General features: G+C 69.8%; 32 protein-coding genes and 1 pseudogene. 8 read left to right on the top strand and 25 right to left on the bottom strand.

What is annotated here, in order from left to right; genetic code table 11:
- Positions 1-2: 2 nt before the first annotated feature.
- Positions 3-1,172 carry a 1-deoxy-D-xylulose-5-phosphate reductoisomerase gene (gene dxr, locus QM728_RS06125; protein ID WP_415031152.1) on the bottom strand — a complete coding sequence of 390 codons (1,170 nt, stop codon included), beginning with the start codon at positions 1,170-1,172 and terminating at the stop codon, positions 3-5.
- 80 nt (positions 1,173-1,252) lie between these two features.
- Between dxr and QM728_RS06120 the strand changes: the two genes are divergently transcribed.
- A complete protein-coding gene (locus tag QM728_RS06120; protein ID WP_415031151.1) occupies positions 1,253-1,519 on the top strand; it encodes a DUF2631 domain-containing protein in 267 nt (88 codons plus the stop codon).
- A gap of 15 nt (positions 1,520-1,534) precedes the next feature.
- Here the strand turns inward: QM728_RS06120 and rlmN are convergent, their stop codons facing one another.
- Both rlmN and QM728_RS06110 read right to left on the bottom strand, forming a co-directional pair.
- Positions 1,535-2,641, bottom strand: a complete 1,107-nt coding sequence (gene rlmN, locus QM728_RS06115) for a 23S rRNA (adenine(2503)-C(2))-methyltransferase RlmN (RefSeq protein WP_415031150.1) — start codon at positions 2,639-2,641, stop codon at positions 1,535-1,537.
- 34 nt (positions 2,642-2,675) lie between these two features.
- Positions 2,676-3,299 carry a TetR/AcrR family transcriptional regulator C-terminal domain-containing protein gene (locus QM728_RS06110; protein ID WP_415031149.1) on the bottom strand — a complete coding sequence of 208 codons (624 nt, stop codon included), beginning with the start codon at positions 3,297-3,299 and terminating at the stop codon, positions 2,676-2,678.
- A gap of 66 nt (positions 3,300-3,365) precedes the next feature.
- Between QM728_RS06110 and QM728_RS06105 the strand changes: the two genes are divergently transcribed.
- The gene (locus QM728_RS06105; protein WP_415031148.1) at positions 3,366-4,334 is read left to right on the top strand and encodes a zinc-binding alcohol dehydrogenase family protein; all 969 of its coding nucleotides are present in this window, start codon (positions 3,366-3,368) and stop codon (positions 4,332-4,334) included.
- Positions 4,335-4,350: 16 nt separating this feature from the next.
- Here QM728_RS06105 and QM728_RS06100 read toward each other — a convergent pair whose 3' ends face one another.
- From QM728_RS06100 to rpsB, 5 genes are all read right to left on the bottom strand, one after another.
- On the bottom strand, positions 4,351-5,208 hold the full coding sequence (locus tag QM728_RS06100) for a phosphatidate cytidylyltransferase (protein WP_415031147.1): 858 nt from the start codon (positions 5,206-5,208) through the stop codon (positions 4,351-4,353).
- Positions 5,209-5,220: 12 nt separating this feature from the next.
- Entirely contained in the window at positions 5,221-5,778 is a 558-nt protein-coding gene (gene frr, locus QM728_RS06095) for a ribosome recycling factor (RefSeq protein WP_415031146.1), read from the bottom strand.
- 16 nt (positions 5,779-5,794) lie between these two features.
- On the bottom strand, positions 5,795-6,529 hold the full coding sequence (gene pyrH, locus QM728_RS06090) for a UMP kinase (RefSeq protein WP_415031145.1): 735 nt from the start codon (positions 6,527-6,529) through the stop codon (positions 5,795-5,797).
- A 137-nt stretch (positions 6,530-6,666) separates the two neighbouring features.
- The gene (gene tsf / locus QM728_RS06085) at positions 6,667-7,491 is read right to left on the bottom strand and encodes a translation elongation factor Ts (RefSeq protein ID WP_415031144.1); all 825 of its coding nucleotides are present in this window, start codon (positions 7,489-7,491) and stop codon (positions 6,667-6,669) included.
- Positions 7,492-7,538: 47 nt separating this feature from the next.
- On the bottom strand, positions 7,539-8,405 hold the full coding sequence (rpsB, locus tag QM728_RS06080; RefSeq protein WP_415031143.1) for a 30S ribosomal protein S2: 867 nt from the start codon (positions 8,403-8,405) through the stop codon (positions 7,539-7,541).
- A gap of 271 nt (positions 8,406-8,676) precedes the next feature.
- Between rpsB and QM728_RS06075 the strand changes: the two genes are divergently transcribed.
- Entirely contained in the window at positions 8,677-9,192 is a 516-nt protein-coding gene (locus QM728_RS06075) for a M23 family metallopeptidase (RefSeq protein ID WP_415031142.1), read from the top strand.
- Here the strand turns inward: QM728_RS06075 and QM728_RS06070 are convergent.
- The gene (locus QM728_RS06070) at positions 9,185-9,841 is read right to left on the bottom strand and encodes a M15 family metallopeptidase (protein ID WP_415031141.1); all 657 of its coding nucleotides are present in this window, start codon (positions 9,839-9,841) and stop codon (positions 9,185-9,187) included. The genes QM728_RS06075 and QM728_RS06070 overlap by 8 nt on opposite strands.
- 17 nt (positions 9,842-9,858) lie before the next feature.
- Positions 9,859-10,770: a tyrosine recombinase XerC gene (locus tag QM728_RS06065; RefSeq protein WP_415031140.1), complete on the bottom strand. Its 912-nt coding sequence runs from the start codon at positions 10,768-10,770 to the stop codon at positions 9,859-9,861.
- 190 nt (positions 10,771-10,960) lie between these two features.
- On the opposite strand from QM728_RS06065, the gene QM728_RS06060 reads away from it, so the two are divergent.
- Positions 10,961-11,665 (top strand): response regulator transcription factor, encoded by a 705-nt coding sequence (locus tag QM728_RS06060; protein WP_415032841.1) that lies wholly within the window; start codon positions 10,961-10,963, stop codon positions 11,663-11,665.
- The gene (locus QM728_RS06055) at positions 11,643-13,112 is read left to right on the top strand and encodes a sensor histidine kinase (RefSeq protein WP_415031139.1); all 1,470 of its coding nucleotides are present in this window, start codon (positions 11,643-11,645) and stop codon (positions 13,110-13,112) included. Before QM728_RS06060 ends, QM728_RS06055 begins: the two co-directional genes overlap by 23 nt.
- A 283-nt stretch (positions 13,113-13,395) precedes the next feature.
- Here the strand turns inward: QM728_RS06055 and QM728_RS06050 are convergent, their stop codons facing one another.
- On the bottom strand, positions 13,396-14,265 hold the full coding sequence (locus QM728_RS06050) for a siderophore-interacting protein (protein ID WP_415031138.1): 870 nt from the start codon (positions 14,263-14,265) through the stop codon (positions 13,396-13,398).
- Positions 14,266-14,381: 116 nt separating this feature from the next.
- Here QM728_RS06050 and QM728_RS06045 point away from each other — a divergent pair, with 116 nt between their 5' ends.
- The gene (locus QM728_RS06045; protein ID WP_415031137.1) at positions 14,382-14,861 is read left to right on the top strand and encodes a hypothetical protein; all 480 of its coding nucleotides are present in this window, start codon (positions 14,382-14,384) and stop codon (positions 14,859-14,861) included.
- A gap of 27 nt (positions 14,862-14,888) precedes the next feature.
- Here QM728_RS06045 and QM728_RS06040 read toward each other — a convergent pair whose 3' ends face one another.
- The 14 genes and pseudogenes from QM728_RS06040 to rpsP all read right to left on the bottom strand — a co-directional run.
- Positions 14,889-15,179 carry a type II toxin-antitoxin system RelE/ParE family toxin gene (locus QM728_RS06040; protein WP_415031136.1) on the bottom strand — a complete coding sequence of 97 codons (291 nt, stop codon included), beginning with the start codon at positions 15,177-15,179 and terminating at the stop codon, positions 14,889-14,891.
- Positions 15,176-15,412: a type II toxin-antitoxin system ParD family antitoxin gene (locus QM728_RS06035; RefSeq protein WP_415031135.1), complete on the bottom strand. Its 237-nt coding sequence runs from the start codon at positions 15,410-15,412 to the stop codon at positions 15,176-15,178. Before QM728_RS06035 ends, QM728_RS06040 begins: the two co-directional genes overlap by 4 nt.
- A gap of 49 nt (positions 15,413-15,461) precedes the next feature.
- Complete coding sequence (dprA, locus tag QM728_RS06030) at positions 15,462-16,601, bottom strand: DNA-processing protein DprA (protein ID WP_415031134.1); 1,140 nt, start codon at positions 16,599-16,601, stop codon at positions 15,462-15,464.
- Positions 16,598-18,109, bottom strand: a complete 1,512-nt coding sequence (locus QM728_RS06025) for a YifB family Mg chelatase-like AAA ATPase (protein ID WP_415031133.1) — start codon at positions 18,107-18,109, stop codon at positions 16,598-16,600. The genes dprA and QM728_RS06025 overlap by 4 nt, the downstream gene beginning before the upstream one ends.
- Positions 18,110-18,111: 2 nt before the next feature.
- Positions 18,112-18,507 (bottom strand): YraN family protein, encoded by a 396-nt coding sequence (locus QM728_RS06020; RefSeq protein ID WP_415031132.1) that lies wholly within the window; start codon positions 18,505-18,507, stop codon positions 18,112-18,114.
- Positions 18,508-18,593: 86 nt separating this feature from the next.
- The gene (locus tag QM728_RS06015) at positions 18,594-19,172 is read right to left on the bottom strand and encodes a histidine phosphatase family protein (protein ID WP_415031131.1); all 579 of its coding nucleotides are present in this window, start codon (positions 19,170-19,172) and stop codon (positions 18,594-18,596) included.
- 13 nt (positions 19,173-19,185) lie between these two features.
- Positions 19,186-19,491 (bottom strand): DUF2469 domain-containing protein, encoded by a 306-nt coding sequence (locus tag QM728_RS06010; RefSeq protein ID WP_415031130.1) that lies wholly within the window; start codon positions 19,489-19,491, stop codon positions 19,186-19,188.
- A complete protein-coding gene (locus QM728_RS06005) occupies positions 19,488-20,165 on the bottom strand; it encodes a ribonuclease HII (RefSeq protein ID WP_415031129.1) in 678 nt (225 codons plus the stop codon). The genes QM728_RS06010 and QM728_RS06005 overlap by 4 nt, the downstream gene beginning before the upstream one ends.
- An 8-nt stretch (positions 20,166-20,173) precedes the next feature.
- Positions 20,174-20,965 (bottom strand): signal peptidase I, encoded by a 792-nt coding sequence (gene lepB, locus QM728_RS06000; protein ID WP_415031128.1) that lies wholly within the window; start codon positions 20,963-20,965, stop codon positions 20,174-20,176.
- Between the two features lie 19 nt (positions 20,966-20,984).
- Positions 20,985-21,326, bottom strand: coding sequence for a 50S ribosomal protein L19 (gene rplS, locus QM728_RS05995; RefSeq protein ID WP_415031127.1), 342 nt, complete (start codon positions 21,324-21,326; stop codon positions 20,985-20,987).
- A gap of 155 nt (positions 21,327-21,481) precedes the next feature.
- Positions 21,482-22,189, bottom strand: a complete 708-nt coding sequence (trmD, locus tag QM728_RS05990; RefSeq protein WP_415031126.1) for a tRNA (guanosine(37)-N1)-methyltransferase TrmD — start codon at positions 22,187-22,189, stop codon at positions 21,482-21,484.
- Between the two features lie 2 nt (positions 22,190-22,191).
- Entirely contained in the window at positions 22,192-22,725 is a 534-nt protein-coding gene (gene rimM, locus QM728_RS05985) for a ribosome maturation factor RimM (protein ID WP_415031125.1), read from the bottom strand.
- A 14-nt stretch (positions 22,726-22,739) separates the two neighbouring features.
- Positions 22,740-22,985 (bottom strand): RNA-binding protein, encoded by a 246-nt coding sequence (locus QM728_RS05980; protein ID WP_124247423.1) that lies wholly within the window; start codon positions 22,983-22,985, stop codon positions 22,740-22,742.
- Positions 22,986-23,332: 347 nt separating this feature from the next.
- Positions 23,333-23,794 (bottom strand): annotated as a pseudogene (gene rpsP, locus QM728_RS05975) (30S ribosomal protein S16); the annotation flags it as partial.
- Between the two features lie 172 nt (positions 23,795-23,966).
- Between rpsP and QM728_RS05970 the strand changes: the two are divergent.
- Positions 23,967-24,353, top strand: a complete 387-nt coding sequence (locus QM728_RS05970) for a hypothetical protein (protein ID WP_415031124.1) — start codon at positions 23,967-23,969, stop codon at positions 24,351-24,353.
- 107 nt (positions 24,354-24,460) lie between these two features.
- Entirely contained in the window at positions 24,461-25,180 is a 720-nt protein-coding gene (locus tag QM728_RS05965; protein ID WP_415031123.1) for an N-acetylmuramoyl-L-alanine amidase, read from the top strand.
- Positions 25,181-25,193: the final 13 nt, after the last annotated feature.

Raw genomic sequence — 25,193 nt, 5'->3', positions numbered from 1 at the left:
GTTCACTCCGTTGCTCTCACCATCTCGGCGGCCCGGGCTCGGGCCCACCGATCAGCGGCGAATACGTCCTCCACAGTACCTGGCTGGGCACGCCACTCGTCGGCGGCGGCGAGGACCTCGGCGATGGTCGGCACGATCGCGTCGAAGCGCGTCTTCCCGTCCAGGAAGGCTTGCGCGGCGACCTCGTTGGCGGCGTTGTAGACCGCGGTCAGGCTGCCACCGGCCGCACCGGCCTCGCGGGCGACGCGGATCGCCGGGAACACCTCGTCGTCGACGGGCTCGAAGGTCCACTGCGACGCGGTCGAGAAGTCGCACGCGGTCGACGAGCCGGGCACCCGGTCGGGCCAGCCGAGGGCTAGGGCGATGGGCAGTTTCATCGACGGCGGCGAAGCCTTCGCGATGGTCGCGCCGTCGACGAAGGTGACCATCGAGTGGACGATCGATTGCGGATGGACGGTGACGTCGATGCGGTCGTAGGGGACGTCGAACAGCAGGTGCGCCTCGATAACCTCGAGCGCCTTGTTGACCAGCGTCGCCGAGTTCAAGGTGATCATCGGGCCCATTGACCAGGTCGGATGCCGGCCGGCCTGCTCCGGGGTGACGCCGCGCAACTGATCTGCGGTCCACCCGCGGAACGGTCCGCCAGAGGCGGTGAGGACCAGCCGGTCGACCTCGGCGGCGCTGCCGCCGCGCAGGCACTGGGCGATGGCGGAGTGCTCGGAGTCGACGGGCACGATCTGGCCGGGCGCGGCGGCATCCATCACGAGCGAGCCGCCGGCGACCAGCGATTCCTTGTTGGCCAGCGCCAGTCGGGCGCCGGACTTGAGCACGGCCAGGCTCGGCGCCAGCCCCCGCGCCCCGACGACCGCGTTGAGCACGATGTCGGCGGGCACCGCGTCGATCAGGTCCACCATCGCGTCCCCGCCGGTCAGCACCGGTCCGCCGAGCGCGTCGGACACCTCGCGCGCGGCGTTCTCGTCGGCGACGGCGATCGCCGGCGGCTCGATGCCGAAGTCGCGGGCCTGAGTGATCAACGTCGCAGGATTGCCCCCGCCGGCGCCGAGCCCGACGACGGTAAACCGCTCGGGGTGCTCGGCGATCACCTCGAGCGCCTGGGTGCCGATCGACCCGGTCGAGCCCAGGATGAGTACGCGTGTGGTCACGACGCTCATTCTCCCCCATCCACGGCGCGGGGCTCCACGCCGGTTATGATGACTGCCAACGCAGTCCGAACCGTTGAAGGAGTCGTCAGGTGAGCACCGAGGTCGAGCACGCAAGCGTTGACACCGGCTGGGTCCGCGAGCCCGCGGACGCCCCGTCGGCGCGGTTCGGCTGGCACAAGTTCGGCGGCATGATCCCGACCATCACCGGTTGGATCGTCGTCGTGTTCCTGCTGGCGATGACCATCGGCAACCACGAGAGCAAGATCGAGGACATCTACCTCGTTCTGATCGCGCTCGTCTTCGCGTTCGCGCTGGTGTGGAACAGCACCCGCACCCGCCGCCACAAGCGCTCCTAGCAGCTTCTAGCGCTCTCAGCGGTCTTCGGCGGCCAACTGACCGCAGGCCGCGGCGATCTCCTGCCCGCGCGTGTCGCGGACCGTGCACGACACCCCCTGCGCTCGCACGCGGGCGACGAACTCCCGCTCCACCGGCTTGGGGCTGGCGTCCCATTCCGATCCCGGCGTCGGGTTGAGCGGGATCAGGTTCACGTGCACCAGCGACCCGAGCGCCGCGTGCAGCTTCTTGCCGAGCATGTCGGCCCGCCACGGCTGGTCGTTGACGTCGCGGATCAGGGCGTACTCGATGGACACCCGGCGGCCGGTCGTGTCGGCGTAGTACCGCGCCGCCTCCAGTACCTCGGCCACCGACCAGCGGTTGTTCACCGGCACGAGCGTGTCGCGCAGCTCGTCGTCGGGCGTGTGCAGCGAGACGGCCAGCGTGACCGCCAGGCCCTCGTCGGCGAGGCGACGGATCGACGGGGCCAGGCCGACGGTCGAGACGGTGACGTGGCGCGCGGAAATCCCGAACCCCGCGGGTGGCGGTGACGTGATCTTGCGAACGGCGTCGACGACCCGCTTGTAGTTGGCCAGCGGCTCCCCCATGCCCATGAAGACGACGTTCGACAGGCGGCCCGGCTCGCCGAACTCGCCGTCGCGCAGCGTTCGCGCCGCGGCGCGCACCTGGTCGACGATCTCGGCGGTCGACAGGTTGCGGTCGAGGCCGCCCTGGCCGGTGGCGCAGAACGGGCAGGCCATGCCGCAGCCGGCCTGCGACGAGATGCACAGCGTGTTGCGGTCGCTGTAGCGCATGAGCACGCTTTCGAGCAGCGTGCCGTCGTGCAGCCGCCAGAGCGTCTTGCGCGTCGTGTGGTCGTCGGTGTCGATGGCTCGCACCGGCGTCATCAGCGTCGGGAACAGCTGCTCGCCGACCGACTCCCGGATGTTCGCCGGCAGGTCCGTCATCTCGGCGACGTCGGCCGACAATCGCGCGTAGTAGTGGTTCGCCAACTGCTTGGCGCGAAACTTCGGCAACCCCAGCTTCTCGACCACGGCTGCCGCCTCGTCCGGCGCGAGGTCGGCAAAATGGGTCGGCGGCTTGCCGCGCTTGGGCGCGTCGAACACCAGCGGCAAGGACGTCATGCGGTCCATTGTCCCACGGCCCGGCCGCCGATCCTCAATCCCGCGGTCGCGCCAGGGCCGGAACGAGGACGCCGAGGTGTGCCGCAAAGCGATCGGCGGGCGGCCGGTAGGCGAGGTGCCCCACCGCGACGGTGAGCGGGTGGTCCGGGCCGACGGCGCGGTCGCGATCGGCGAGCGAGTAGCGCGTCTCGTCGGCGCGTTCCTGCTCTTCGATGACGAAGCCGACCACAAACGCGGTCAAGGCCTCGAAGGAGGCCGTCAACCGGTCCAGGGAGACACCCGCCGCGGTCCAGTGCGCAAGGGCCGACTCCTGGCGGCGCAGGACTTCGGCGTCGACGAGCCTGGTGCCGGAGAACGTTCGCGCGCCGTCGCGGTGGGCCAAGTACTCCTCCCGCATCACCAACGCATAGTTCCGCAGCGCCGCCTCGAAAGTATCGGGGAACGGCTCGGCCAGCGCCCGGTCGGCGATGCGCCGCGCGACCTCGGTGCCCATCTGGTCGAGCAACTCCTGCTTCGATGACACGTGCCAGTACAGCGCCGGCGCCTTCACCCCCAGTCGCGTCGCCAAGGCGCGCACGGTCAGCCCGTCGATCCCCTCGGCGTCGAGCAGGTCGAAGGCTTCCCCGACGATCATCTCGCGCGTCAGCTTGGCGGCCACCTTGACAGCTTAACACTGTTAGAGGATGCTGGCCGTTGTATTTAACAGCGTTAAACAGGAGGCGACATGAAGGCGGCAATCGTCCACGGACCGGACCAGACACCCGTTTACGGAGACTTCGACGACCCCGTCGCGGGCGACGGCCAGCACCTCGTCGAACTGGTCGGCGCGGGTATCCACAACGTCGTGCGCTCGCGCGCGAGCGGCCACCACTACAGCTCGGACGGAACCTGGCCGCTGATCCCGGGCATCGACGCGGTCGTGCGCACCGGCGACGGCTCGCTGATCTACACGGCGACCCCGTCAGCACGCTGGGGGACGATGGCCGAGCGCATCGCCGCCCCCGCCGGCCTCGCCATCCCGGTCCCCGACGCCGCTGACCCCCTCGCCGTGGCCGCCGGGTGCAACCCCGGGCTGGCATCGTGGCTGCCGCTGGGCAAGCAGCGTGACCGTCTCGCCGACGCCGGTGGGCTGGGCACCGTGCTGGTCCTGGGTGCCACCGGGATGGCGGGCCGCATCGCCGTTGCGGCGGCCCTGGCCATGGGCGCCGACCACGTCGTCGGAGTGGGGCGCAACGCCGACATCCTGTCGTCGGTGGCTGCACGCCACGGCGATCGGGTGCGCACGGTCGCGCTCACCGGTACCGACGAGGACTCGGCGACGATCGGCGAGGCATGCGACGGCCGTGCGCCCACGACGGTGATCGACTTCCTGTGGGGGTCGGTCGCCGAGCGAACCTTCCGTGCGCTGGCGCCGTTGGCCGAGGACGCCGACGTATCGCACATCGAGGTCGGCACGATGGCCGGCGCGGACGCCGCCGTCCCCGGCGCATTGTTGCGCAGCCGCCGGTACACCCTGAGCGGCAGCGGGTTGGGCAGCGTCGACCCGGCGGACCTGATTCCCGCGATCGGCGAGTTCATCGACCGCATCGCCGACGGCACGGTCGAGGTGCCCTACCGCGCGTTCCCGCTCGACCGGGTCGGCGAAGCGTGGACCGCGCCCGGCCCCGAGCGCGCGGTCGTCGTGCCCGGTTAGCCGCTCAAACGGTCGCTCAGAGGAGCGCGGTGAGCACGGCCCAGACGATGAACGCCGAGGGCAGCAGCGAGTCCAGGCGGTCCATGATGCCGCCGTGGCCGGGCAGCAGACTGCCCATGTCTTTGATCTCCAGGTCGCGCTTGACCTGCGACTCCACGAGGTCGCCCAGCGTCGCGCAGACGACGAGCACCGCACCCAGGATCGCGCCGACCCACCAGCGATTGTCGAGCAGGAAGACCACGCAGCAAATGCCGCCGATGATCCCGAAGGTCAGCGACCCGGCCAGGCCCTCCCACGACTTCTTCGGGCTGATCGCGGGCACCATCGGATGCTTGCCGAACAGGACGCCCGCGGCGTAACCGCCGATATCGGAGCAGGCCACGACGATCATCAGGGTGAAGACGCGCTGCGAACCGTGGTCCTGCAGCACCATCGCGGCACCGAACGACGCGAGCACCGGGATCCACAACAGGACCAGCACCGACGCGGCGAGGTCGGGCAGGAAGTTGACCGGTGCTGCGTTGAGCCCCTGGCTGAGCAGGCGCCACACCATGGTGACCAGGACGGTCGCGACGAGGGCGACGAGGACTCCCGAGGTCCCCCACTGCCAAGACGAGGCGATGATGGCGGCGGTGCCTACGAGCAGCGGAATGACCGGAACGGCGAAGCCGCCCTCGCGCAGCCGCTTGATGACCTCCCACGACGCCACGACCATGGCCACGCCGACCACCAGGTACCACCACTTCGGCGCGAATAGCAGCACCGCGATGATCAGGGCGGCCAGGACGACGGCCACGGCGATCGCTGCGGGCAGGTTGCGGCCGGCTTTCGACTTCTTCGGAGCGTCGGCCGGGGCGGCGGGAGGCGGTGTCATAGCGGGGTGGGCTCAGACTTCGAGCAGCTCGCCTTCCTTGTGCTTGACGATCTCGTCGACCTGCGCGACATAGCCTGCGGTCGTCTTGTCCAGGTCCTTCTCGGCGCGCACGACCTCGTCCTCGCCGGCCTCGCCGTCCTTCTGGATCCGCTTGAGCTCTTCGGCGGCCTTGCGGCGCACGTTGCGGATGGCCACCTTGGCGTCCTCGCCCTTGGCCTTGGCCTGCTTGACCAGTTCCTTGCGACGGTCCTCGGTGAGTTGCGGCACCGAAACACGGATCAGGTTGCCGTCGTTGGTCGGGTTGACGCCCAGGTCCGAGTTGCGGATGGCCGTCTCGATGTCGCCCAGGGTCGACGTCTCGTACGGCTTGATGACGACGAGCCGCGCCTCGGGCGTGGTGATGCTGGCGACCTGGGTCACCGGCGTCGGCGAGCCGTAGTAGTCGATGACGATCCGGTTGAACATCGACGGGTTGGCGCGTCCGGTGCGGATCGAGCCCATGTCGTCCTTCGCCCGGGCGACCGCCTTCTCCATCTTTTCCTCGGCGTCGAGCAGCGCGTCGTCAATCATCGGTATCTACGTTCTCCTAGGTCGTGACGAGGGTGCCGATGCGCTCGCCGGCGATGGCGCGCGCGATGTTGCCCTCGGTCAACAGATTGAACACCAACATGGGCATCTTGTTGTCCATACAGAGGCTGAACGCGGTCGCATCGGCGACCTTCAGCCCCTTCTCCAGCACCTCGCGGTGGCTGATCTCGGTGAACATCGTGGCGTCGGGGTCCTCGCGCGGGTCCGCGGTGTAGACGCCGTCGACGGCCTTGGCCATCAGCACGACCTCCGCCTTGATCTCCAGGGCGCGCTGGGCGGCGGTGGTGTCGGTGGAGAAGTAGGGCATGCCCATGCCGGCGCCGAAGATGACCACGCGCCCCTTCTCGAGGTGGCGCACCGCGCGCAGCGGCAGATACGGCTCGGCGACCTGGCCCATCGTGATGGCGGTCTGCACACGGGTGGTCACGCCGCGCTTCTCCAGGAAGTCCTGCAGGGCGAGGCAGTTCATCACCGTGCCGAGCATGCCCATGTAGTCCGAGCGGGCGCGGTCCAGGCCGCGCTGCTGCAGCTCGGCGCCGCGGAAGAAGTTGCCACCGCCGATCACGACGGCGACCTGCGCCCCGTCGCGGACGACTTCGGCGATCTGATCGGCCACCGCGGCGACGACGTCGGGATCCAGGCCCACTTCCCCGCCGCCGAACATCTCGCCGCCGAGCTTCAGCAGGACCCGCTGGTATCCGTGCCGAGCAGTGCTGTCTCCCGACGACGTCATGTGACTCCTCGCTCGCTTCCCCCGCGCGGCCGACCGGGCGCGCGCACTCGTCTCATCTTAGGCGCAACACGACGAAGCCCCGCCCCCGACCTGCCGGACGGGAAGCGGGGCTCGCGCGGTTGATACGGCGCAGTCGGTTAGGACTGGCCCACCTCGAAGCGGGTGAAGCCCTTCACCGACGCGCCGGCGTCGGAGAGAACCGCGCCGACGGTCTTCTTGCTGTCCTTCACGAACGGCTGGTTCACCAGAACCGCGTCCTTGAGGAAGCCCTTGAGACGACCCTCGACGATCTTCGGGAGAGCGGCCTCGGGCTTGCCCTCCTCCTTCGCGGTCTCCTCGGCGATGCGGCGCTCGTTGGCCTTCACGTCCTCGGGGACGTCGGCCTCGGAGGCGTAGGACGCCTTGAGCGCGGCGACCTGCTGGGCGGCGTTGCGGGCCGCCTCGGCAGCCGCATCGCCGTCACCCTCGTAGGACACGAGCACGCCGACGCCCGGGGGCAGGTCCGATGCGCGCTTGTGCAGGTAGACCGCGACCGGGCCGTCGTAGTAGACGACGCGGCGCAGCTCGAGCTTCTCGCCGATCTTGGCCGACAGGGCCGCGATGGCGTCGGCGACGGTGCCGTCGCCCAGCTTGGCGGCCTTGAGCTCCTCGACATCGCTGGTCTTGGCCGCGATGGCCGAGTCCAGGATCTGGTCGGCGAGCTTCTGGAACTCGTCGTTCTTGGCGACGAAGTCGGTCTCGGAGTTGAGCTCGATCATCGCGCCGTCACGAGCCGCGACCAGGCCCTCGGCCGTGGAGCGCTCAGCGCGCTTGCCCACGTCCTTGGCGCCCTTGATGCGCAGTTCCTCGACGGCCTTGTCAAAGTCGCCGTCGTTGTTGGCCAGGGCATTCTTGCAGTCGAGCATGCCCGAGCCGGTGACCTCGCGGAGCCGCTTGACGTCGGCTGCGGTGTAGTTCGCCATGGGTGGCGAGCCTCCTTTTTCGGATTGGCTGGTTGGTGGGGTGACCGCTACTTGGCGGCCGGTGCCTCGTCGCCGGCGGCGGGGGCCTCGGTGGCCTTCGCGTCGGCGGCCTTGGCCTCGTCGGCCGAAGCGGCATCCTTGCCCTCGAGGAGATCCTTCTCCCACTCGGCGAGCGGCTCACCGGCGCCGACGCCGGCGTCCGGCTTGTCGTCGCCGGCACTCTGGCCGGCGCGCGCCTGCACACCCTCGGCGACGGCGGAGGCGACCACGCGGGTCAGCAGGGCCGCGCTGCGGATGGCGTCGTCGTTGCCCGGGATCGGGTAGTCGACGAGGTCGGGGTCGCAGTTGGTGTCCAGGATCGCGATGACCGGGATGTTCAGCTTGCGGGCCTCACCGACGGCGATGTGCTCCTTGTTGGTGTCGACGACCCAGATCGCCGAGGGCACCTTGGCCATGTCGCGGATACCGCCGAGCGTGCGCTCGAGCTTGTTCTTCTCGCGGGTCAGCATCAAGATTTCCTTCTTGGTGCGGCCCTCGAAGCCACCGGTCTGCTCCATGGTCTCGAGCTCCTTCAGGCGCTGCAGGCGCTTGTGGACGGTCGAGAAGTTGGTGAGCATGCCGCCCAGCCAGCGCTGGTTCACGTAGGGCATGCCGACGCGGGTGGCCTCTTCGGCGATCGATTCCTGCGCCTGCTTCTTGGTGCCGACGAAGAGCACGGTGCCGCCGTGGGCGACCGTCTCCTTGACGAACTCGTAGGCGCGATCGATGTAGGTCAGCGTCTGCTGAAGATCGATGATGTAGATGCCGTTGCGGTCGGTGAAGATGAATCGCTTCATCTTCGGGTTCCACCGGCGGGTCTGGTGCCCGAAGTGGGCGCCGCTGTCCAGCAGCTGTTTCATGGTCACGACAGCCATCGTCGGGACTCCAATTCTGTTGCAGTTGTCATCGCCCGACCGGGATTGGCGGGTGATCCTGATGCTTGCCACGACGACGGACCCGAGTTCTCGGGACTGCCCGTGCCGCGCCGACCAGCGAAGATCGGTAGCGAGCATGCGAAGTCACATCTTCTGACCGAAGTCAGACGAAGTGCGTCGATAAGTCTAATGGCGCAGGTCGCGGGCACCAAATCGCTTTTCGCACCCGCCCGTCGGGAACCGCCCGCCGACGCCCTGCGTCCTAGTCGGTATGAGGCGGGTGCTGACGATTGCCGCGGCGGTGACCCTGGGCATCGCGGCGGGCCCGACGGCCGACGCCGCCGGAGCCCGGTACGACTGGCCGCTGCGGCCGAAACCTCGGGTCGTCACCGGCTACGATCCGCCGGCGCAGCGGTGGCTGCCGGGACACCGCGGGGTCGATCTGGCCGCCGCCGACGGGCAGTCGGTGCTGGCGGCCGGCGACGGCACGGTCACCTTCGCCGGGAAGGTCGGCGGCAAGCCGGTGGTCTCGATCCGCCACACCGCGACCCTCTGGACGACCTACGAACCGGTCGAAGCATCGGTCACGGCGGGGCAGACGGTCCGACGGGGCGACGTCGTCGGAACGGTGCGCGCCGGGCACGAGGGGTGCCCGACAGTCGCCTGCCTGCACTGGGGTGCGCGAACCGGGCCCGGCCGGCTCGCCGGGTACCGCAATCCACTCGGTCTGATCGGGGCGCTGCGCGTGCGCCTGTACCCGGTCCGGCCTGACTCGGCGGCTAGTTGACCGGCGCCTTCAGGTGCGGGCGCGGGGTCTTGGCGCCGGGTCCGTCGTAGTGCCACCACTCGCCCTCGTACTGGCTGAGGCCGCCGGCGGCCATGGCTCCGCGCAGCGTCGCGCGATTCTGCTGGGCGACCATGCTGATCCCCGGCGCGTTGGCGTGCGAGGACGGGCTGAAGTCGTCGAAACCGGTGCCCATGTCCAGGCGGCGACCGTCGCGGTGCGCCAGCGTCACGTCGACCGAGCGGGCCGACTCGTGGCTGGTGGCCTGGTTTCCGGGCTTGGCGACCCACGCCGGGTTCGGCACCTTCTCCCACATCTTCACCTGCGCGGCGTGGGGTCGGTAGCAGTCCCAGAACACCAGGCGCAGCCCCTTGCCGCGCAGCTGGGCCGCCGCCCTCGTCAGACCGGGGGCCATCGACTTGTGCACGAGGCAGCGAGCGCCCGCCGGGTAGAGGCGCACGTGGGTGAAGTTGTCCGACGTCGCATATCGCATGTCGACGATCGCGTCGGGCACGGCCGTGCGGACGTCGACGAGGCCTTCGGCCGCCGCCGTCGGGTTGAGCGGCGGGACCGGTGCGGCGTCAGCGACTCCGGCGGCAGCGGCGAGCAGCGTCGCCGCGGCGACGAGGGCACGAATCATCGGCTTGATCACGGCGACCACGGTACCGGTTAGGCCCGCGGGTGTGCCTGGGCGTGCACCGCGCGGAGGCGCTCCACGCTGACATGCGTGTAGAGCTGGGTCGTCGCGAGGGACGAGTGACCGAGTAGTTCTTGCACGACGCGCAGGTCCGCTCCCCCTTCGAGGAGGTGGGTAGCAGCACTGTGCCGCAGGCCGTGCGGCCCCATCGCCGGACCACCGGCGGCTTCGACGGCCTTGGTCACGACGCTTCGCGCCATCCGCTGGTCCAGGCGGCCGCCGCGGGCGCCGAGGAGCAGCGCCGACCCCGACGCGGAGTTCGCAACCTCGGGACGACCGCGGCGCAGCCACTCCGACAGGGCCTGTGCCGCCGGCCGTCCGAACGGGACGGTGCGCTGCTTGTTGCCCTTGCCGATGACGCGGATGACTTGGCGCGCATCGTCGACGTCGGCCAGATCGAGGCCGCACAATTCCCCGACGCGGATCCCACTGGCGTAGAGCAGCTCGAGGATCACCCGGTCGCGCAACTGCATGGGCGACGGCTCCCCGGCCATCGGCTGATCACCACCCGCGATCGGAACGGCGGTGACGGCCTCGGCCTGGTCGGGCGACAAGACGTGCGGCAGCACCCGGTGCGCCTTGGGCGCCTGCAGGCGGACGGTCGGGTCGGCGCGGAGGATGCCTTCGCGGGTGGCCCACGCGCCGAAGGTTTTCGCGCTGGACACCTGCCGCGCGATCGTCGTTCGCGCGATGCCGCGACGGGTCTGCTCGGCGAGCCAGGCCCGCAGCAGCGGCAGATCGATGTCGCGCACCGCGACGCCCCGCGCACCGGCAAAGGTGATCAGACCGCGCACGTCGCCGGTGTAGGCCCGCACGGTGTGCTCGCTGCGCCCCTTCTCCAAGCGCAGGTGTGCCGCGAAATCGTCGACAACGCCCTCACTCATACCGACCAGTCCACGCGGCCGGCCGGCGCATCGCAATCCGGCGCGCCCGGTTGCGATCAGACCGTTACGCAACTCCCGCCTTTGCACACGGTTTACCAAACCCACAGGTGACACCTATGTTCAGCGCAGGTCCGCCCTACCCGCGAGGTCGATACTCAGCCGGGTGACGTCAGCACCCAGTCGCGAGTCCATGACCCGCCCCGACGGTTCCCCGGTCCGCGTTCTCGTCGTCGACGACGAAGCCGTCCTGGCCGACATGGTCGCCATGGCCCTGCGCTACGAGGGGTGGACCGTCGCCACGGCGGGCGACGGATCGTCGGCGATCACGAGCGCCCGGGACGTGTGCCCCGACGCGGTGATGCTCGATCTGATGCTGCCGGACATGGACGGCCTCGAGGTCCTCGAGCGCCTGCGCCGGTTGAACCCGCACCTGCCGGTGCTGATGTTGACCGCCAAGGATTCCACCGAGGACCGGATCGCCGGGCTCGCCGCCGGCGGCGACGACTACGTGACCAAGCCGTTCAGCATCGAGGAGGTGGTCCTGCGCCTGCGGTCCCTGCTCCGCCGCGCCGGCATCACCGCCGCCGACGGATCCACCCAGATCACCGTCGGCGACCTGGTCCTCGACGAGGACAGCCACGAGGTGACGCGCGACGGCCAGCCCATCACCCTGACCTCCACCGAGTTCGAGTTGCTGCGCTACCTGATGCGCAACCCCAAGCGGGTGCTGTCGAAGGGGCAGATCCTCGACTGCGTGTGGCAGTACGACTTCGGCGGACGGTCCAACATCGTCGAGCTCTACATCTCCTACCTGCGCAAGAAGATCGACTCCGGGCGCGAACCGATGATCCATACCCTGCGCGGCTCGGGCTATGTCCTCAAGCCGGCGACGTAGCGCTGTGTTCACCCCGGGCGCCTGGTCGTTGCGGACGCGACTGGTCGTCGGGCAACTCCTCGTGCTGGCCCTCGTGTGCATCGGCATCGGGTCGACGACGGAGATCGCCCTGCGCCACTCCCTCGTCGCCCAACTCGACAACGATCTGCAGGACGCGGTGGACCGCTCGGTGCAGGTGTCCGAGAGCGGTCGGCCCAACGCCCCGAAGCCCGGCCCCGGCCCGGTGTTCCTCGACGCCCCCGGTCAGCCCACCGGCATCGTCGCCGCCGTCGTGCGCGACGAGGGACGGTCAAGTACCGGCACGCTGGCCAGCGACGGCTCGCGCGAGAAGTTGACCGCCGCGGCGACGAAACAGCTCGCCGCCATCGCGCCGAGACGCCCGCCGTCGACCGCGGTCATCGACGGCAAGGGCGACTACCGCCTCGCCGCGGCGCGAAACAGCGACGGCGCGACCGTCGTGGTCGGCCTGCCGATGGCCGGGGTGAACCACACCTTGTGGCGAATGCTCGTGATCATGGTCGCGGTGACCGCCGCGGCGCTGGCCGCCGCGACCACCGTCGGCATCGCGGTGACCCGACGGGCCCTGGCCCCGCTGACCCGCGTCGCCGCCACCGCCCGCGAGGTGGCAGATCTTCCCCTGCACCGCGGCGAGGTCGAGCTGCCGGTCCGTGTCCCCGCGGCCGACACCGACCCGGCCACCGAGGTCGGCCAGATGAACTCGGCGCTCAATCGGATGCTCGACCACATGGGTGCGGCGCTCTCGACGCGTCATGCGAGCGAGACCCGGGTGCGACAGTTCGTCGCCGACGCCAGCCACGAGCTGCGCACGCCGTTGGCGGCGATCCGCGGATACGCCGAGCTGGCGCACCGGCACCGCACCGACGTGCCCGACGAGGTCGCGTATGCGATTGGCCGGGTGGAGTCGGAGGCCGAGCGGATGACGCGCCTGGTCGAAGACCTGCTGCTCCTGGCCCGCCTCGATTCCGGGCGACCGCTCGAGCGGGAACCGGTCGACATGTCCCAGCTGGCCGTCGACGCGGTGAGTGACGCCCACGCCGCCGGGCCGGATCATTGCTGGCAGCTCGACCTGCCGGGCGAACCCGTCGTCGTCACCGGCGACGCCGCCCGCCTGCACCAGGTGGTCGTCAATCTGCTTGCCAATGCCCGCGTCCACACGCCCGACGGCACCCTGGTGACCGTCGGGCTCTCTCCCGGTGACGGCGAGACCGTCATCAGCGTCGCCGACAACGGCCCCGGTATCGACCCGGCGCTGCAGAACGAGGTCTTCACCCGGTTCGCGCGCGGGGATTCACGCGCGCGCAGCGGCGGTGGGACGGGCCTGGGGCTCTCCATCGTCGACGCCGTCGTCAAGGCCCACCGCGGATCCATCGACCTGCGCAGCCGCCCCGGCCACACCGTGTTCCGCATCCACCTCCCCAGCGCCTGACGGGCGCACACGGCAAGGCGCCCCCGGCCATTCGGCCGGGGGCGCCTGGAACAAGTACCCAGAGGGGGAAGGGTTACTTGGACTTCTTCTTCAGCGAGAACTTCCGCTTTGCCTGGAACGGCAGGACGAGCGAGGACTTGTGCTTGGCCTTCTTCGGCTTCGACATTGGAGACTCCTTTGACTCTGTGTTCACCGGGTCGATCAACCCGATACACACGAAGTTAGGAGGGCCCGATGGGTGCCAGCCCAGCGCAGGCTATGTGTTCGCTATGTGTGCCGACGGCTAGGCCTGAGCCGATTCCTCGGCCTTGCGGAGGTCGGCCTTCCACTGGCGGAAGCCCTCCTCCGTGCGGCCGCGCCGCCAGTACCCGGAGATCGACGCGTTCTTGGCGCCGACGCCGCGCTCCTTCCGGATGTAGCCCCGCAGGTTGTGCATGACGGCCTGCGCCTCGCCGTGGATGAAGACTTGCGGCTCGCCGTCCCACCACGGCGCGTTGCGCACGGCGGCGATCAGCGGCGCGTTGTCGCCGGCGACGTCGTCGCCCACCTCGCCTGCACCGCCGCCGCGATGGATCCAGGTGACCTCGACACCGCTCGGCGCCGTGATCGGCAGCTCGTCGGCGGCATCGGCGACTTCGATGAAGGCCTGCCCGCGCGCGTCGGCGGGCAGTGCTTCGATGGCCGCGGCGACGGCGGGCAGACCGGCCTCGTCGCACGCGAACAGGTGCCACGGCGCGTCGGGGTCCGGCCGGTAGCCGCTGCCGGGTCCGACGAACCGCACGGTCTCCCCCGCCTGTGCGCGCAGGGCCCACGGGCCCGCCAGGCCCTCATCGCCGTGCACGACGAAGTCGATGGCGAGTTCCTTGGCGACGGGGTCGTAGTTGCGGACCGTATAGGTGCGCAGGACCGGTTTCCCCGGTTGACCGGTGCCGCCGCGCAGCTCCGCGGGATCGAGTCCGTCGGGCACCGCCGAGCCGTCCGGCATGAACACGATCTTGACGTACATGTCGGTGTCCCAGTCGGCAGTCACGTCATCGCGGCCGCGTACCGGGGCGAAGTCGTCGAATCCGTCGCCACCGAGGTACACCCGCACGAAGTGCGGGCTGAGCCGCTCGGTCCGCAGTACCTGCATCGTGTTCAGCCGCTTGGCCATGCACCCTCCCAAAGGTTGACGGCACCAGCCTACGCAGGATTGCCTAACTCGGCGGCGGCCGGTGTGGTGACCGAAACCCGCGTGCGGATCGTCGCTGATCCGGCAACACTGTCACCATGAGTCGAACCGTCCCGGTGTTCCGCGGAGAGTCCCTGTTCTGGGCGCTCGACGCGGCGCTGGCGGTGTGGCTGTTCGGCTTCCTCGACGGAGCGCAGGAGCGCCGTCTCGAGGACGATCCGTGGTGGGCCGAGCGCTTGCACTCGTGGCAGGTCACCGCAATCGTGGGTGGAACCAGCGTGTTCGACCTTCCCGAGGAATGGGTCGACGATCGGCTCGAGACGTTCACCACCCTCGCGCTCGACTCGGTCGCGTCGTTGCGGGAACAGGACGAGCTGGACACCGCCCTGCTCGCGAAACGCCTGGTGTTCGGCGACGCGACGACGTCGGCCAGTCGGTACCACCAGCGGAAGCAGGAGACCGTGGCCACCGAGCCGATCGCGCTGCTGGGTGAGGCTCTGGTCGACTTGGCCCACGGCACCCTGCCACCGCCGCCGAAGGGGCACCGCGTGGTACTTCGGGACCGACGACGGACCTAAGACCATCGCGATGCGCGAGCGCTGATCTCACAGGTGCCTCGTCGGATCCATGCGCTGGTGCAGGATGCGGATGACGTCAATGCCGACGACTCGCGCGACGTAGTAGATGAGATGGCTGCCGACGGCGTAGCGCCGATAGCCCTGGCGAACGGTGTCACACGTACGCCCGCGCTCGGGGTCCTCGGCGATGCGCTCCACGGCCGCGCGAATCTCCGAAACGTAGACCTCGGCTTGATGAACATCCCAGTGGTCCCTGGTGTAGTCCCAGATCGAGGACAGGTCATCCTGAGCTGCCGGCGTGAGCCGATAACTCGTCACGCCTTCTTCTTGTCCGCGATGAACGCATCGAAGTCGAAGTCTTCTGCCGCGCCGCTCGCCTCTCCATCGACGAGGGCCTGCCGGAGCGCGGACATCTGTGTTTCCCGGTCCTCCAGCAATCGCAGACCGGCACGCACGACCTCGCTGGCGGACCGGTAACGCCCCGACGCCACTTGTTGCGCGAGGAACTCGGCGAAGTGGTCGTCCAGGCTGATCGACGTGTTCTGGGCCATGTAAGCCAAGTTACCAGGATTTGGTATAGGCAGCGTCCGACGATCGGAGTCAACCACGGTTCAACGACCACCCCTCGCCCGCCGCCACGATGAAGCCGTCGACCTCCAACATCGCCAGCGCGGCCAGCACCCGGCCGCTGTCGATCCCGGCGCGCAGGACCAACTCCTCGACGGCGAGCGCACCGCTGCCGGGAATCGCTTCGTAGACGCGCGAACGATCGCCGGAGAGCGCATCAACCTTCCGCACCGGTCCGCCGTTCGGGCCACCGGCCCCATCGGGCGCGGCCAGCGAGATCAGCGAGGCCGCATCGGTGATGAGTGCGGCTTGCTCGTCGGCGATCATCCGGTTGCATCCCACCGACATCGCCGACGTGACGGGCCCGGGTACCGCTCCGAGTGGTCGCCCGAGTTTGCGGGCCCAGGCGGCCGTGTTCGCCGCCCCGCTGCGCCGACCGGCCTCGACGACGACCACCGCTGTCGCCAGCGCCGCGACGAGGCGGTTGCGGGTGAGGAAGCGGTGCCGAGCCGCCGTCGTGCCGGGCGGGTACTCGGTCACGATCAGACCGTCGCGCGCGATGGCGGTGAACAGCGCCGTGTGCGACGCCGGATAGTCAACGTCGATGCCGCATGCCATCACCGCGATGGTGCTGCCACCGGAGCCGAGCGCCGCCCGATGCGCGGTCCCGTCGATGCCGAAAGCGCCGCCAGAGATCACCGACCACCCGTGCTCGACGACGCCACCGACGAGCTGCCCGGTCACATGCTCGCCGTACGAGGTCGACCCGCGCGCGCCGACCACACCGATACCGGCCCGTACCTCGTCGGCGAGGCACCTGGTGCCCCGCACCCACAGCGCCAGCGGCGGCCCGCCCCGCTCGACGGTGTCGGCGGCGCGCAGTCCCCACAGTTGCCACCCGGGCCACTCGTCGTCGTCGTCGGGCGTGACCAGGCGCGCACCAATGGCGGCCGCCGCCTCGAGGTCCTCGGCACCGCGGTCGACGCGTGCCCGCGCCTGCGTCGCACTCGACAGCCCGGCGTACCCCGCGGGCACGTTTCGCGATCTGATGGCGGCGGCCGCATCGACCGGACCTTCCGCCTCGACGAATTCGCGCAGCGCCGTGTGCGGCGGTTCGGCGACGCGGGACAGGTAGGCCCAGGCCCGCCGGGTCACCTCGTCCGACCCGCTCACGCGAGTCCGCCCCGATCCCGGTACAGCAGCGCCTGGGCGACGTCGTCCTCGCCCGGCCAGTCCGCGCCGCGCAGGTCGCCCATGGTCCAGGCCAGTCGCAGCGCACGGTCCGCACCGCGCGCGGTCACGCGTCCATCGCGCAGGAACAGCTCGACCGGCCGCATCGCCGCCGGCGCCAGCCGATACTCCCCGCGCAGTGCGACGCCGGGCACCTCGGCGTTCGTCCGCCAACCGTGTGCGGCCCACCGTTGAGCCGCGGCACGGCGCGCCGTCTCGACGCGGGCCCGCACCGTCTCGCTCGGCTCGCCCGATTCGGTGAGCAGCGCCGTGTTGCCCGGCGGGTTCATGCGCACCCTGATGTCGATGCGGTCCATCAGCGGCCCGGACAGTTTGCCCAGGTAGCGGCGGCGCGCGATGGCCGAACAGACGCAGTCGACGTCGTGGGCCGGCGCGCACGGGCAGGGGTTGGCCGCGAGGACGAGCTGGATCCGCGCCGGATAGACGGCGACGCCGTCGCGCCGCGACACCCGGACCTCGCCCTCCTCCAGCGGTTGGCGCAGCGCATCGAGGGCCTTGGCGCCCATTTCCGCACATTCGTCGAGGAACAGGACCCCGCGATGCGCGAGCGACACCGCCCCCGGCCCGGCGATGCCGGTGCCGCCACCGAGGAGCGCGGTCACCGACACCGAGTGGTGCGGTGCGATGAACGGCGGTTCGGCGATGAGCGGTCGGCCGCTGGGCAGGAGGCCGGCGATCGAGTGCACGGCGGTCACCTCGAGCGCGTCGTCGTCGCCGAGCGGCGGCAGGATCCCGGGCAGCCGCCTGGCCAACATCGTCTTGCCGATACCCGGCGGACCGGTCATCAGCACGTGGTGCATGCCCGCGGCGGCGATCTCGAGGGCCTTGCGCGCCTGCGCCTGCCCGACGACGTCGGCCATGTCGGGGACGAGGGCGGGCGACTCGTCGACGAGTGGCGGCGCCACGTCCAGCGCCAGCTCGCCGTTCAACCACCGGCACACCTCGTCGAAGGTGTGGGCGCCGTGGATCTCCAGGTCGGAGACCAGTGCGGCCTCTGCGGTATTGGCCATCGGCACCACCGCCCCCGCGAAGCCGGCCCGGCGCGCGGCGATGAGGCAGGGCAACACCCCGCGCACCGGGCGCAGCGCCCCGTCGAGGCCCAACTCGCCGAGGAACACGGTTGAGGCGATATGGACCTGCGACAGTTCACCCATCGCCAGGCCGATGCTGACGGCCATGGCCAGGTCGTAGCCGGGCCCCGACTTCGGCATATTCGCGGGCGCCAGCGCGACGACGACCTTCAGGTCGGGAAACTTCTTGCCCGAGTTGACCACCGCCGGCCGGACACGATCGCGGGCTTCGTGCAGCGCCGTGTCGGCCAGGCCGGTGATGGAGAAGCCCGGATTGCCCCGACTGGTGTTGGCCTGGACCTCGACCACCCGCGCGGTGAACGCGTTGAGCCCGACGGAGTAGGCACGACCGAAAGCCACGGCTAGTCCCCCAGTCCGCGGTGGTGCCGCAGGACCGGAGCACCGTTTGGCCCGTCCAGCCGGATGGCGATCACGTCCAACCGCAGCGCGGCGAAGTACGGCAAATCCCCCGCCTCGCGCTGCTCCTCGACCCACATCCACCCGACGTTGAACATGCGCGCGACCTTGTCGGGCGTCACGGCGGCAACCGGGTCGTCGTACATCCGGCCGTCGCGCCGCGTCTTCACCTCGACGATTACCAGGTTGTCGGCGGCGGTGGTGGGCTCCCGCGCGATGATGTCGACCTCGCCGTACCGCGTGCGCCAATTGCGCGCACAGACGTGCCAGCCGAGAGTCCGCAGATAGTCGGCGGCGATGTCCTCGCCGAGCGCTCCGAGCCGTTGTCGTGTGTCCGCCATGCGCTCATCGTGCGCGCGGACGGCCACGCTCCGGCCCGGCGACGCCCCTTCGTCGCCGCCCCCTGTGGACGACGGCGAACTGTGGATCAGTCCCGTGCGTCCGGGAGGATGTCCAGCTCCCGCACGGTCCATTCGCCGTCGACGCGGTCGAGGATCTGGTACGAGGCGGTCCGCACGTCGAGCTGATCCTCGGCCACCCCGAAGTCGACGAGGAGAGGTCGGATCACGGCGTCGTGGGTGACCACGGCGACCGCGCAGTCCGCCTGTTCGCCGCGGTCGGCCCACCGCTCCAGCGTCGGGCGGGCCCGCGCGATGACATCGGGTGTGGGTTCCACTCCCGGCGCCGCGTCGACGGATCCGAACCGGGCGACGACCTCGGCCTTGACCTGCCCGGTCCACTCGCCGTAGTCGCGGTCGTTGAAACCCTCGTCGACTTCCGCGATCACGCCCAGAGGCTCCGCGATCGCGGCGGCGGTCTGCCTGGCGCGTGCCAACGGGCTCGACACGACGAACCCGGCTCCGCTGCCGGCCAACGCCCTGCCCAGTGCCACGGCCTGCCCCAGCCCGGTCTCGTTGAGATCCGGATCAGCCAACCCGCGCAAGCGGCCATCGGCATTGAGAGCCGTCTCGCCGTGTCGGCAAAGGTAGACGGTGGTCATGGTCATGGCTGCACCCGGCCTACTCGGGCAGGCGCAGCTCGGGCTGCTCGAGTTCCTCGACGTTGACGTCCTTGAAGGTGATGACGCGGACCTGCTTGACGAAGCGGGCGGGACGGTAGAGGTCCCACACCCAGGCGTCGGTGAGGCGCAGTTCGAAGTAGACCTCGCCGTCGGCGTTGCGCGGTGCGAGCTCGACGTTGTTGGCGAGGTAGAAGCGGCGGTCGGTCTCGACCGCATAGGTGAACTGGCCGACGATGTCCTTGTACTCGCGGTACAGGGACAGCTCCATCTCGGCTTCGTACTTCTCGAGATCTTCGGCACTCATGGGTTCAGGGTATCTCCCGGCGCGTGGGCCGCCACGTTGCGATAGGACATGCGGTGTTGCGGCGACGGTCCGAGCTCGGCGATCCGCGACATGTGCAGGCTCGTCGAGTACCCCTTGTGCACCGCGAACTCGTAGCCGGGCAGTTCCTCGTCGAGGCCCGCCATGATGTCGTCGCGGGTCACCTTCGCCAGGATGCTGGCCGCCGCGATGCACGCGGCGTTGGCGTCGCCGGCGATGATCGGCAACGACGGCACCGGCAGGCCGGGGACGACGAACCCGTCGGACAGCACATAACCGGGCGACGGATCCAGCGCGGCGACGGCCCGTCGCATCCCCTCGATGTTGGCGACGTGGATCCCGATCCGATCGATCTCGGCGGCCTCGATCACGACCACGGAGTACGCCTGGGCGTACTTGCGGATCGCGGTGTAGAGCCGCCGCCGCAGCGGTGGGGCGACCTTCTTCGAGTCGTTCAACTCCGCCAACGACCGCAGCTGATTCGGTTTGAGTACACACGCCGCGACCACGAGCGGCCCGGCGCACGCACCGCGACCGGCCTCGTCGACGCCCGCCACCGGGCCGAGGCCGCTGTTGTGCAGCGCGAACTCGTAGGTGCGCAGTGACGCTGCCCGCCGGACCGGCGGGCGCGGGGGCCAGCGCAGGGAGGCAGACATCGGTGGGGCTACTTCTGCGGGTTCACCGACCCGACGCCGCCGATCCGCTTGATCGGCCACATCTTGAAGCGCACCTTGCCGCGGATATCGCCGCGCGGAACGGTGCCGTGGAATTGGTCGGTCATGTGGAAGCGCGAGTCGGCCGACTGCGAGCGGTTGTCGCCCATGACCCACACGTTGCCGTCGGGCACCTTCACCGGGCCGAAGTCCTCGCCGAAGCAGGGCCGGTCGTCGATCTGGCTGCCCTTGTCGATGTACGGCTCGGTGAGCGGCTTGCCGTCGACCTTGAACCCGGCGCCGTCACCCTCGTTTCGGCATTCGACGCTCTGCCCGCCGGTCGCGATGACGCGCTTGACGAGGCTGTACTCGTTGGGCGGGGCGTAGCCGAACCAGGACAGGACGTTCATGACCTTGCCGCGGAAAGTCGAGCCGTCGCGCAGCGGCACGCCGCCGTCCCAGTCATCGCTGGGGGCCTTGAACACGATCACGTCGCCGGGCCGCGGGTCCCCGAAACGGTAGACCAGCTTGTCGATGACGATCCGGTCGTTCGAGCGCGCTTCGCCGTTCGGACCGGCGCCGCCGATGAGCGTCTTCTCCATCGACTGCGACGGCACGACGTACTGCCGGAAGACGAAGGTCTGACCCAACCAGCTGATGATCAGGACGATGCCGACGATGATCGCCAGCTCGGTGACAAAGGAGCGCCCACCCTCGTCGGATTTGTCCTTCTTGGACTTCCAGGGGCGGTCGGTGGAGTCGTTCTCGTCGTTGACGCCGTCAGCGTCGGTTACCTCGGACACGACTCCAGAGCCTAGTCGATCAGCGCTTCTCCTTGATCTTCGCGGCCTTGCCACGCAGATCACGGAGGTAGTAGAGCTTGGCGCGACGGACGTCACCGCGGGTGACGACGTCGATCTTGTCGATGTTCGGGCTGTGCACCGGGAAGGTGCGCTCGACGCCGACGCCGAAGGACACCTTGCGAACGGTGAAGGTCTCACGCACGCCGCCGCCCTGGCGTCGGATGACGACGCCCTTGAACACCTGGATGCGCTCCTTCGAGCCCTCGATGACCTTGACGTGGACGTCGAGGGTGTCGCCGGGGCCGAATTCGGGCAGGTCGTCGCGGAGGGACTGCTTGTCGAGGGAGTCCAGGGTGTTCATAGCGGGTTGTTCCAATCTGGCGTGTGCGTGAGTAGAGGAACCTGGCGGCCGACGCGCAGGGCGTTGGTTCAACCGGTTCATGCTCCGAGCAGTTGTCGTTGTCGACGCGGGGCCGGTAAGACCGTGACCTGCCGCGCGGCAACCGCTCTATTGTGTCAGTCCGCCTCCGGTGGCAGCAAATCGGGCCGACGCTCGGCCGTCCGCCGCAGCGACTGCTCGCGCCGCCAGGCCGCGACCTTGGCGTGATCGCCCGACAACAGCACGTCGGGGACGTCGAGCCCGCGCCATGACACCGGCCGCGTGTAGCTGGGCCCCTCGAGCAGCCCGTCGGAGAAGGAGTCGTCCTGGTGGGACACCGGGTTCCCGAGCACCCCGTCGATCAGCCGGGTGGTGGCCTCGATCATCGCCATCGTGGCGACCTCTCCCCCGATCAGCACGAAGTCGCCGATGGACACCTCTTCGACGCGCATGCGCCGTGCGGCATCGTCGACCACGCGCTGGTCGATGCCCTCGTAGCGACCGCAGGCAAACACGAGGTGCTGCTCGCGGCTCCAGCGCTGCGCCGTCTCCTGGGTGAACGGCAAACCGGCCGGCGTGGGGACGACGAGGATCGGCCCGTTCTCCATGTCGGTCTCGGTGCCGCACACCTCGTCGAGGGCCTCGCCCCACACCTCGGGTTTCATCACCATGCCGGGCCCACCGCCGTAGGGCGAGTCGTCGACGCTGCGGTGGACGTCGTGGGCCCAGTCGCGCAGGTCGTGGACGTCGAGCGAGACGATCCCCCGGTCGATGGCCTTGCCGAGCAACGCGCCGCGCAGCGCGGCGACGTAGTCGGGGAAGATCGTGACGATGGACAGGCGCACCGCTACTCCTCCAGCAGGCCGTCGGGTGGGTCGACGACGATGCCGTCGTCGAGGGAGACCGTCGGAACGATCTCGCCCACGAACGGAATGAGGATCTCGCGCCCGTCGGCCGCCGCGGTGACCGCCAGCAGGTCCGAGGCGGGCAGGTGGATCACATCGCGGACCTCGCCGATAGCAGCGCCCTCGACGGTGCGGACCGGCAGCCCGATCAGCTCGTGGTCGTAGAACTCGTTGGGATCGTCGCCGGAGTCGACGTCGGCGGCATCGATGACGAACAGCAGTCCGCGCAACTCGTCGGCGGCATCCCGATCGGCGACACCGTCCAAAGACACCAACAGCCGCCCGGAGTGATTCCGGGCGGCGTTGATGGTGAAACGACGCTCCTCAGCGTTCTTGGCGCCCTTGCCCCGCGACAGCAGGCCGCGGACCCGGGTGCCGGGGGCGAACCGCAATTCGGGCTCGTCGGTGCGGACGTCGACGACCAACTCCCCACGGACTCCGTGGGGCTTGACCACCCGTCCGACGACGAGGTCCACCGGCCCGCTACTCGTCAGCGATCGGTGTCGACGATGTCGACGCGCAGCCCGCGGCCGCCGATGCCGGAGACCAGGGTGCGCAGCGCGGTCGCCGTGCGGCCGTTGCGGCCGATGACCTTGCCGAGGTCCTCGGGGTTGACGTGCACCTCGATCAGGCGCCCGCCGCGACCGCCGGAGAGCAGCTCGACGCGGACGTCATCGGGGTTGGCGACGATGCCGCGCACCAGGTGCTCGACGGCGTCGGCGACGACGGCACTCACTTGTCGTCGGCCTTCTCGCCGTCGGCGTCAGCCTTGTCGTCCTTCTTGGCGGCGGCCTTCTTGGCCGGAGCCTTCTTGGCCGGCTTCTCCTCGGCCTTCTCGTCCTTGGCCTCGTCAGCCTTCGCCTCGTCAGCCTTGGCGCCCTCTTCCTGCGACGGCGGCAGCGAGTAGCCCGCGGCCTCGGCGTCGGCGTCGGTGGCGAACCAGATCTCGGCGACGGTGCTGTCGAAGAACGCGGTGCCCGGGCGGTGGTACAGCTTGGACTGCAGGTTGCCCTTGATCGGGAAGCCGTCCGGCTGACCGCCGTCCTCGAGCGGAGCGTGGGCGCCCTTGGGCAGGTCGGCGGCCTTTTCGGCGGCGTCGGCCTTGGCGTCCTTCTTGTCCGCCTTGGCGTCGTCGGCCTTGGCGTCGTCCTTCTTGGCGGCGGCCTTCTTCTTCGGCGTGGTGGCCTCGGCGGCGGGCTCGTTGTCGGCTGCGGCGAGCGCGGCGTTGAACAGGTCCTGCTTGCTCGGCTTCGGCTCGGCGACCTTGAGGGTGCCCTCGCCGCCCTTGAGGCCCTTGGCCTTCTGCCAGTCGCCGGTGATCTTCAGGATGGCCGCGACCGGCTCGGTCGGCTGCGCGCCGACGCTCAGCCAGTACTGCGCGCGCTCGGAGTCGACCTCGATGAACGAGGGCTCTTCCTTGGGGCGGTACTTGCCGATGGTCTCGATGACGCGGCCGTTGCGACGGGTGCGCGAGTCGGCGACGACGATGCGGTACTGCGGGTTGCGGATCTTGCCCAGACGGGCAAGCTTGATCTTGACAGCCATGTTTCCTTCAAGTGGTCACTGCGCAATTCAGCGACCCGCACAAGTGCGCGCGAGCCCGGTTTTGCGATTGATTCGGTGTGACCGCCGGTCGGTGCGTAACCGGGTCCGGCGAACCGGGGTTCCATTTTGCCAGAACGCGCACCTCCGACGGAAATCGGCCGATACTTGTCAGATGCAGCACGTCACGCGCACGACGATCGCGGCCGGTCTGGCCCTCGCCGCGGCACTCGGTTCCGCCGTGTTCGGCACGGCCGACGCCGCCGCCCAGATCCGCCCCGGCAAGTACACGATGATCAGCCAGAGCGGCGGCGCCTACCGGAACCTCCCGGCGACGAAGACGCCGGTCACGGTGTGCGCGAACGGCAACCTGTCGACGCAGTACACCGCCGACTGCGCCTGGTCGGTCATCCCCACTCCCGACGGCGGCATCGTCCTCGGCTACGAGGGAACGTTCTCCTGGATCTACTTCCAGCAGCGCGGCAACACGTACGTCGGGCAGCAGACCGACGACGGTTCGCTCGGCGGGTCCACCATCATCCTCGTCCCACGGCGACGCTGATCGCCGCGGTGTCCTCCCCTCGCCGGCTGATCGCCGCCGTCGCGCTACTGGTCTGCGGGTGCGCAACGGATCCCGCCTCCCCGGTTTCCGGTCCGGATTCTCCGCCGGTGCGCACCGCCACGCCGTCGAGCACCGCCTCGGCGGCCGCCGCCTGCGCTCCCCCGGTCGTCGCGCTCGATCCCGGGCACAACCCGGTCGAGGTGTCCGGCACCGACCCGGTGACGGGCGTCGCCATGCGCGACTACCCGAACGGCGCCGAGGACGGCGACGTCATGGCCGTCGCGCTCCTGGTCCAGCGGGCACTGACCAAGGCCGGCTACCGCGTGGTCCTGCTGAAGAAGTCGGCGGCGGAGAACATCGACTACCGCCGTCGCGTCACCCGCGCCGAGCGGGCCGGCGCCGACGTCGGCGTCAGCATCCACACCTACACCGGCGACCACAAGGTCTTCGTCCAACGCGTCGGCCTCTACCGCGAGGGCACCGGCGCCGACGGCAAGCCGTTGCGGGTGACCTTCCGAAACGCGGCCACCGCCGCCAAGAGTCAGCGGTACGCACGGGCCGTCGCCGCGGCGCGCAGTCGGTACGAGAACCGGCGGGTCGTCGTCGCCGACAACAACTTCAACGGCCGCGCGCCGCTCTGGGGCGGCAACATCCCGATGATCGCGCTCATGGCCCAGCACACGCCGTGGGTCTACAACGAGTTCGGCACCGCGACCGGCGGCGGCTCGATCCCGATCGGCGACGCCGCCATCGCGACCTACGCGCGCGGGCTCGCCGACGGCATCCGGCGGGCACTGCCGAACAAGTGCGCACGCCCGTCCCCCTGAACCGTGGGCCGCT

Origin of the sequence: Gordonia sp. (in: high G+C Gram-positive bacteria), assembly GCF_047602025.1 — a bacterium.
Classification (GTDB): domain Bacteria; phylum Actinomycetota; class Actinomycetes; order Mycobacteriales; family Mycobacteriaceae; genus Gordonia.
Note: the sequence above shows the minus strand (reverse complement) of the source record. Positions and strands in the feature narration are given on the sequence as shown.

Excerpts from the sequence above, each read along its gene's own strand:
- QM728_RS06020 (WP_415031132.1), bottom strand. The coding sequence starts at position 18,507 with ATGGCGGACACACGACAACGGCTCGGAGCGCTCGGCGAGGACATCGCC.
- rpsB (WP_415031143.1), bottom strand. The coding sequence starts at position 8,405 with ATGGCTGTCGTGACCATGAAACAGCTGCTGGACAGCGGCGCCCACTTC.
- dxr (WP_415031152.1), bottom strand. The coding sequence starts at position 1,172 with ATGAGCGTCGTGACCACACGCGTACTCATCCTGGGCTCGACCGGGTCG.
- pyrH (WP_415031145.1), bottom strand. The coding sequence starts at position 6,529 with ATGACGTCGTCGGGAGACAGCACTGCTCGGCACGGATACCAGCGGGTC.
- QM728_RS06050 (WP_415031138.1), bottom strand. The coding sequence starts at position 14,265 with ATGGCCAAGCGGCTGAACACGATGCAGGTACTGCGGACCGAGCGGCTC.
- QM728_RS06060 (WP_415032841.1), top strand. The coding sequence starts at position 10,961 with ATGACCCGCCCCGACGGTTCCCCGGTCCGCGTTCTCGTCGTCGACGAC.
- QM728_RS06005 (WP_415031129.1), bottom strand. The coding sequence starts at position 20,165 with ATGTCTGCCTCCCTGCGCTGGCCCCCGCGCCCGCCGGTCCGGCGGGCA.
- QM728_RS05970 (WP_415031124.1), top strand. The coding sequence starts at position 23,967 with ATGCAGCACGTCACGCGCACGACGATCGCGGCCGGTCTGGCCCTCGCC.
- frr (WP_415031146.1), bottom strand. The coding sequence starts at position 5,778 with ATGATTGACGACGCGCTGCTCGACGCCGAGGAAAAGATGGAGAAGGCG.
- QM728_RS06065 (WP_415031140.1), bottom strand. The coding sequence starts at position 10,770 with ATGAGTGAGGGCGTTGTCGACGATTTCGCGGCACACCTGCGCTTGGAG.
- tsf (WP_415031144.1), bottom strand. The coding sequence starts at position 7,491 with ATGGCGAACTACACCGCAGCCGACGTCAAGCGGCTCCGCGAGGTCACC.
- QM728_RS06100 (WP_415031147.1), bottom strand. The coding sequence starts at position 5,208 with ATGACACCGCCTCCCGCCGCCCCGGCCGACGCTCCGAAGAAGTCGAAA.
- QM728_RS06045 (WP_415031137.1), top strand. The coding sequence starts at position 14,382 with ATGAGTCGAACCGTCCCGGTGTTCCGCGGAGAGTCCCTGTTCTGGGCG.
- QM728_RS06035 (WP_415031135.1), bottom strand. The coding sequence starts at position 15,412 with ATGGCCCAGAACACGTCGATCAGCCTGGACGACCACTTCGCCGAGTTC.
- rplS (WP_415031127.1), bottom strand. The coding sequence starts at position 21,326 with ATGAACACCCTGGACTCCCTCGACAAGCAGTCCCTCCGCGACGACCTG.
- QM728_RS06010 (WP_415031130.1), bottom strand. The coding sequence starts at position 19,491 with ATGAGTGCCGAAGATCTCGAGAAGTACGAAGCCGAGATGGAGCTGTCC.
- QM728_RS06075 (WP_415031142.1), top strand. The coding sequence starts at position 8,677 with ATGAGGCGGGTGCTGACGATTGCCGCGGCGGTGACCCTGGGCATCGCG.
- QM728_RS06015 (WP_415031131.1), bottom strand. The coding sequence starts at position 19,172 with ATGACCATGACCACCGTCTACCTTTGCCGACACGGCGAGACGGCTCTC.
- QM728_RS06055 (WP_415031139.1), top strand. The coding sequence starts at position 11,643 with ATGTCCTCAAGCCGGCGACGTAGCGCTGTGTTCACCCCGGGCGCCTGG.
- rlmN (WP_415031150.1), bottom strand. The coding sequence starts at position 2,641 with ATGACGTCCTTGCCGCTGGTGTTCGACGCGCCCAAGCGCGGCAAGCCG.
- QM728_RS06105 (WP_415031148.1), top strand. The coding sequence starts at position 3,366 with ATGAAGGCGGCAATCGTCCACGGACCGGACCAGACACCCGTTTACGGA.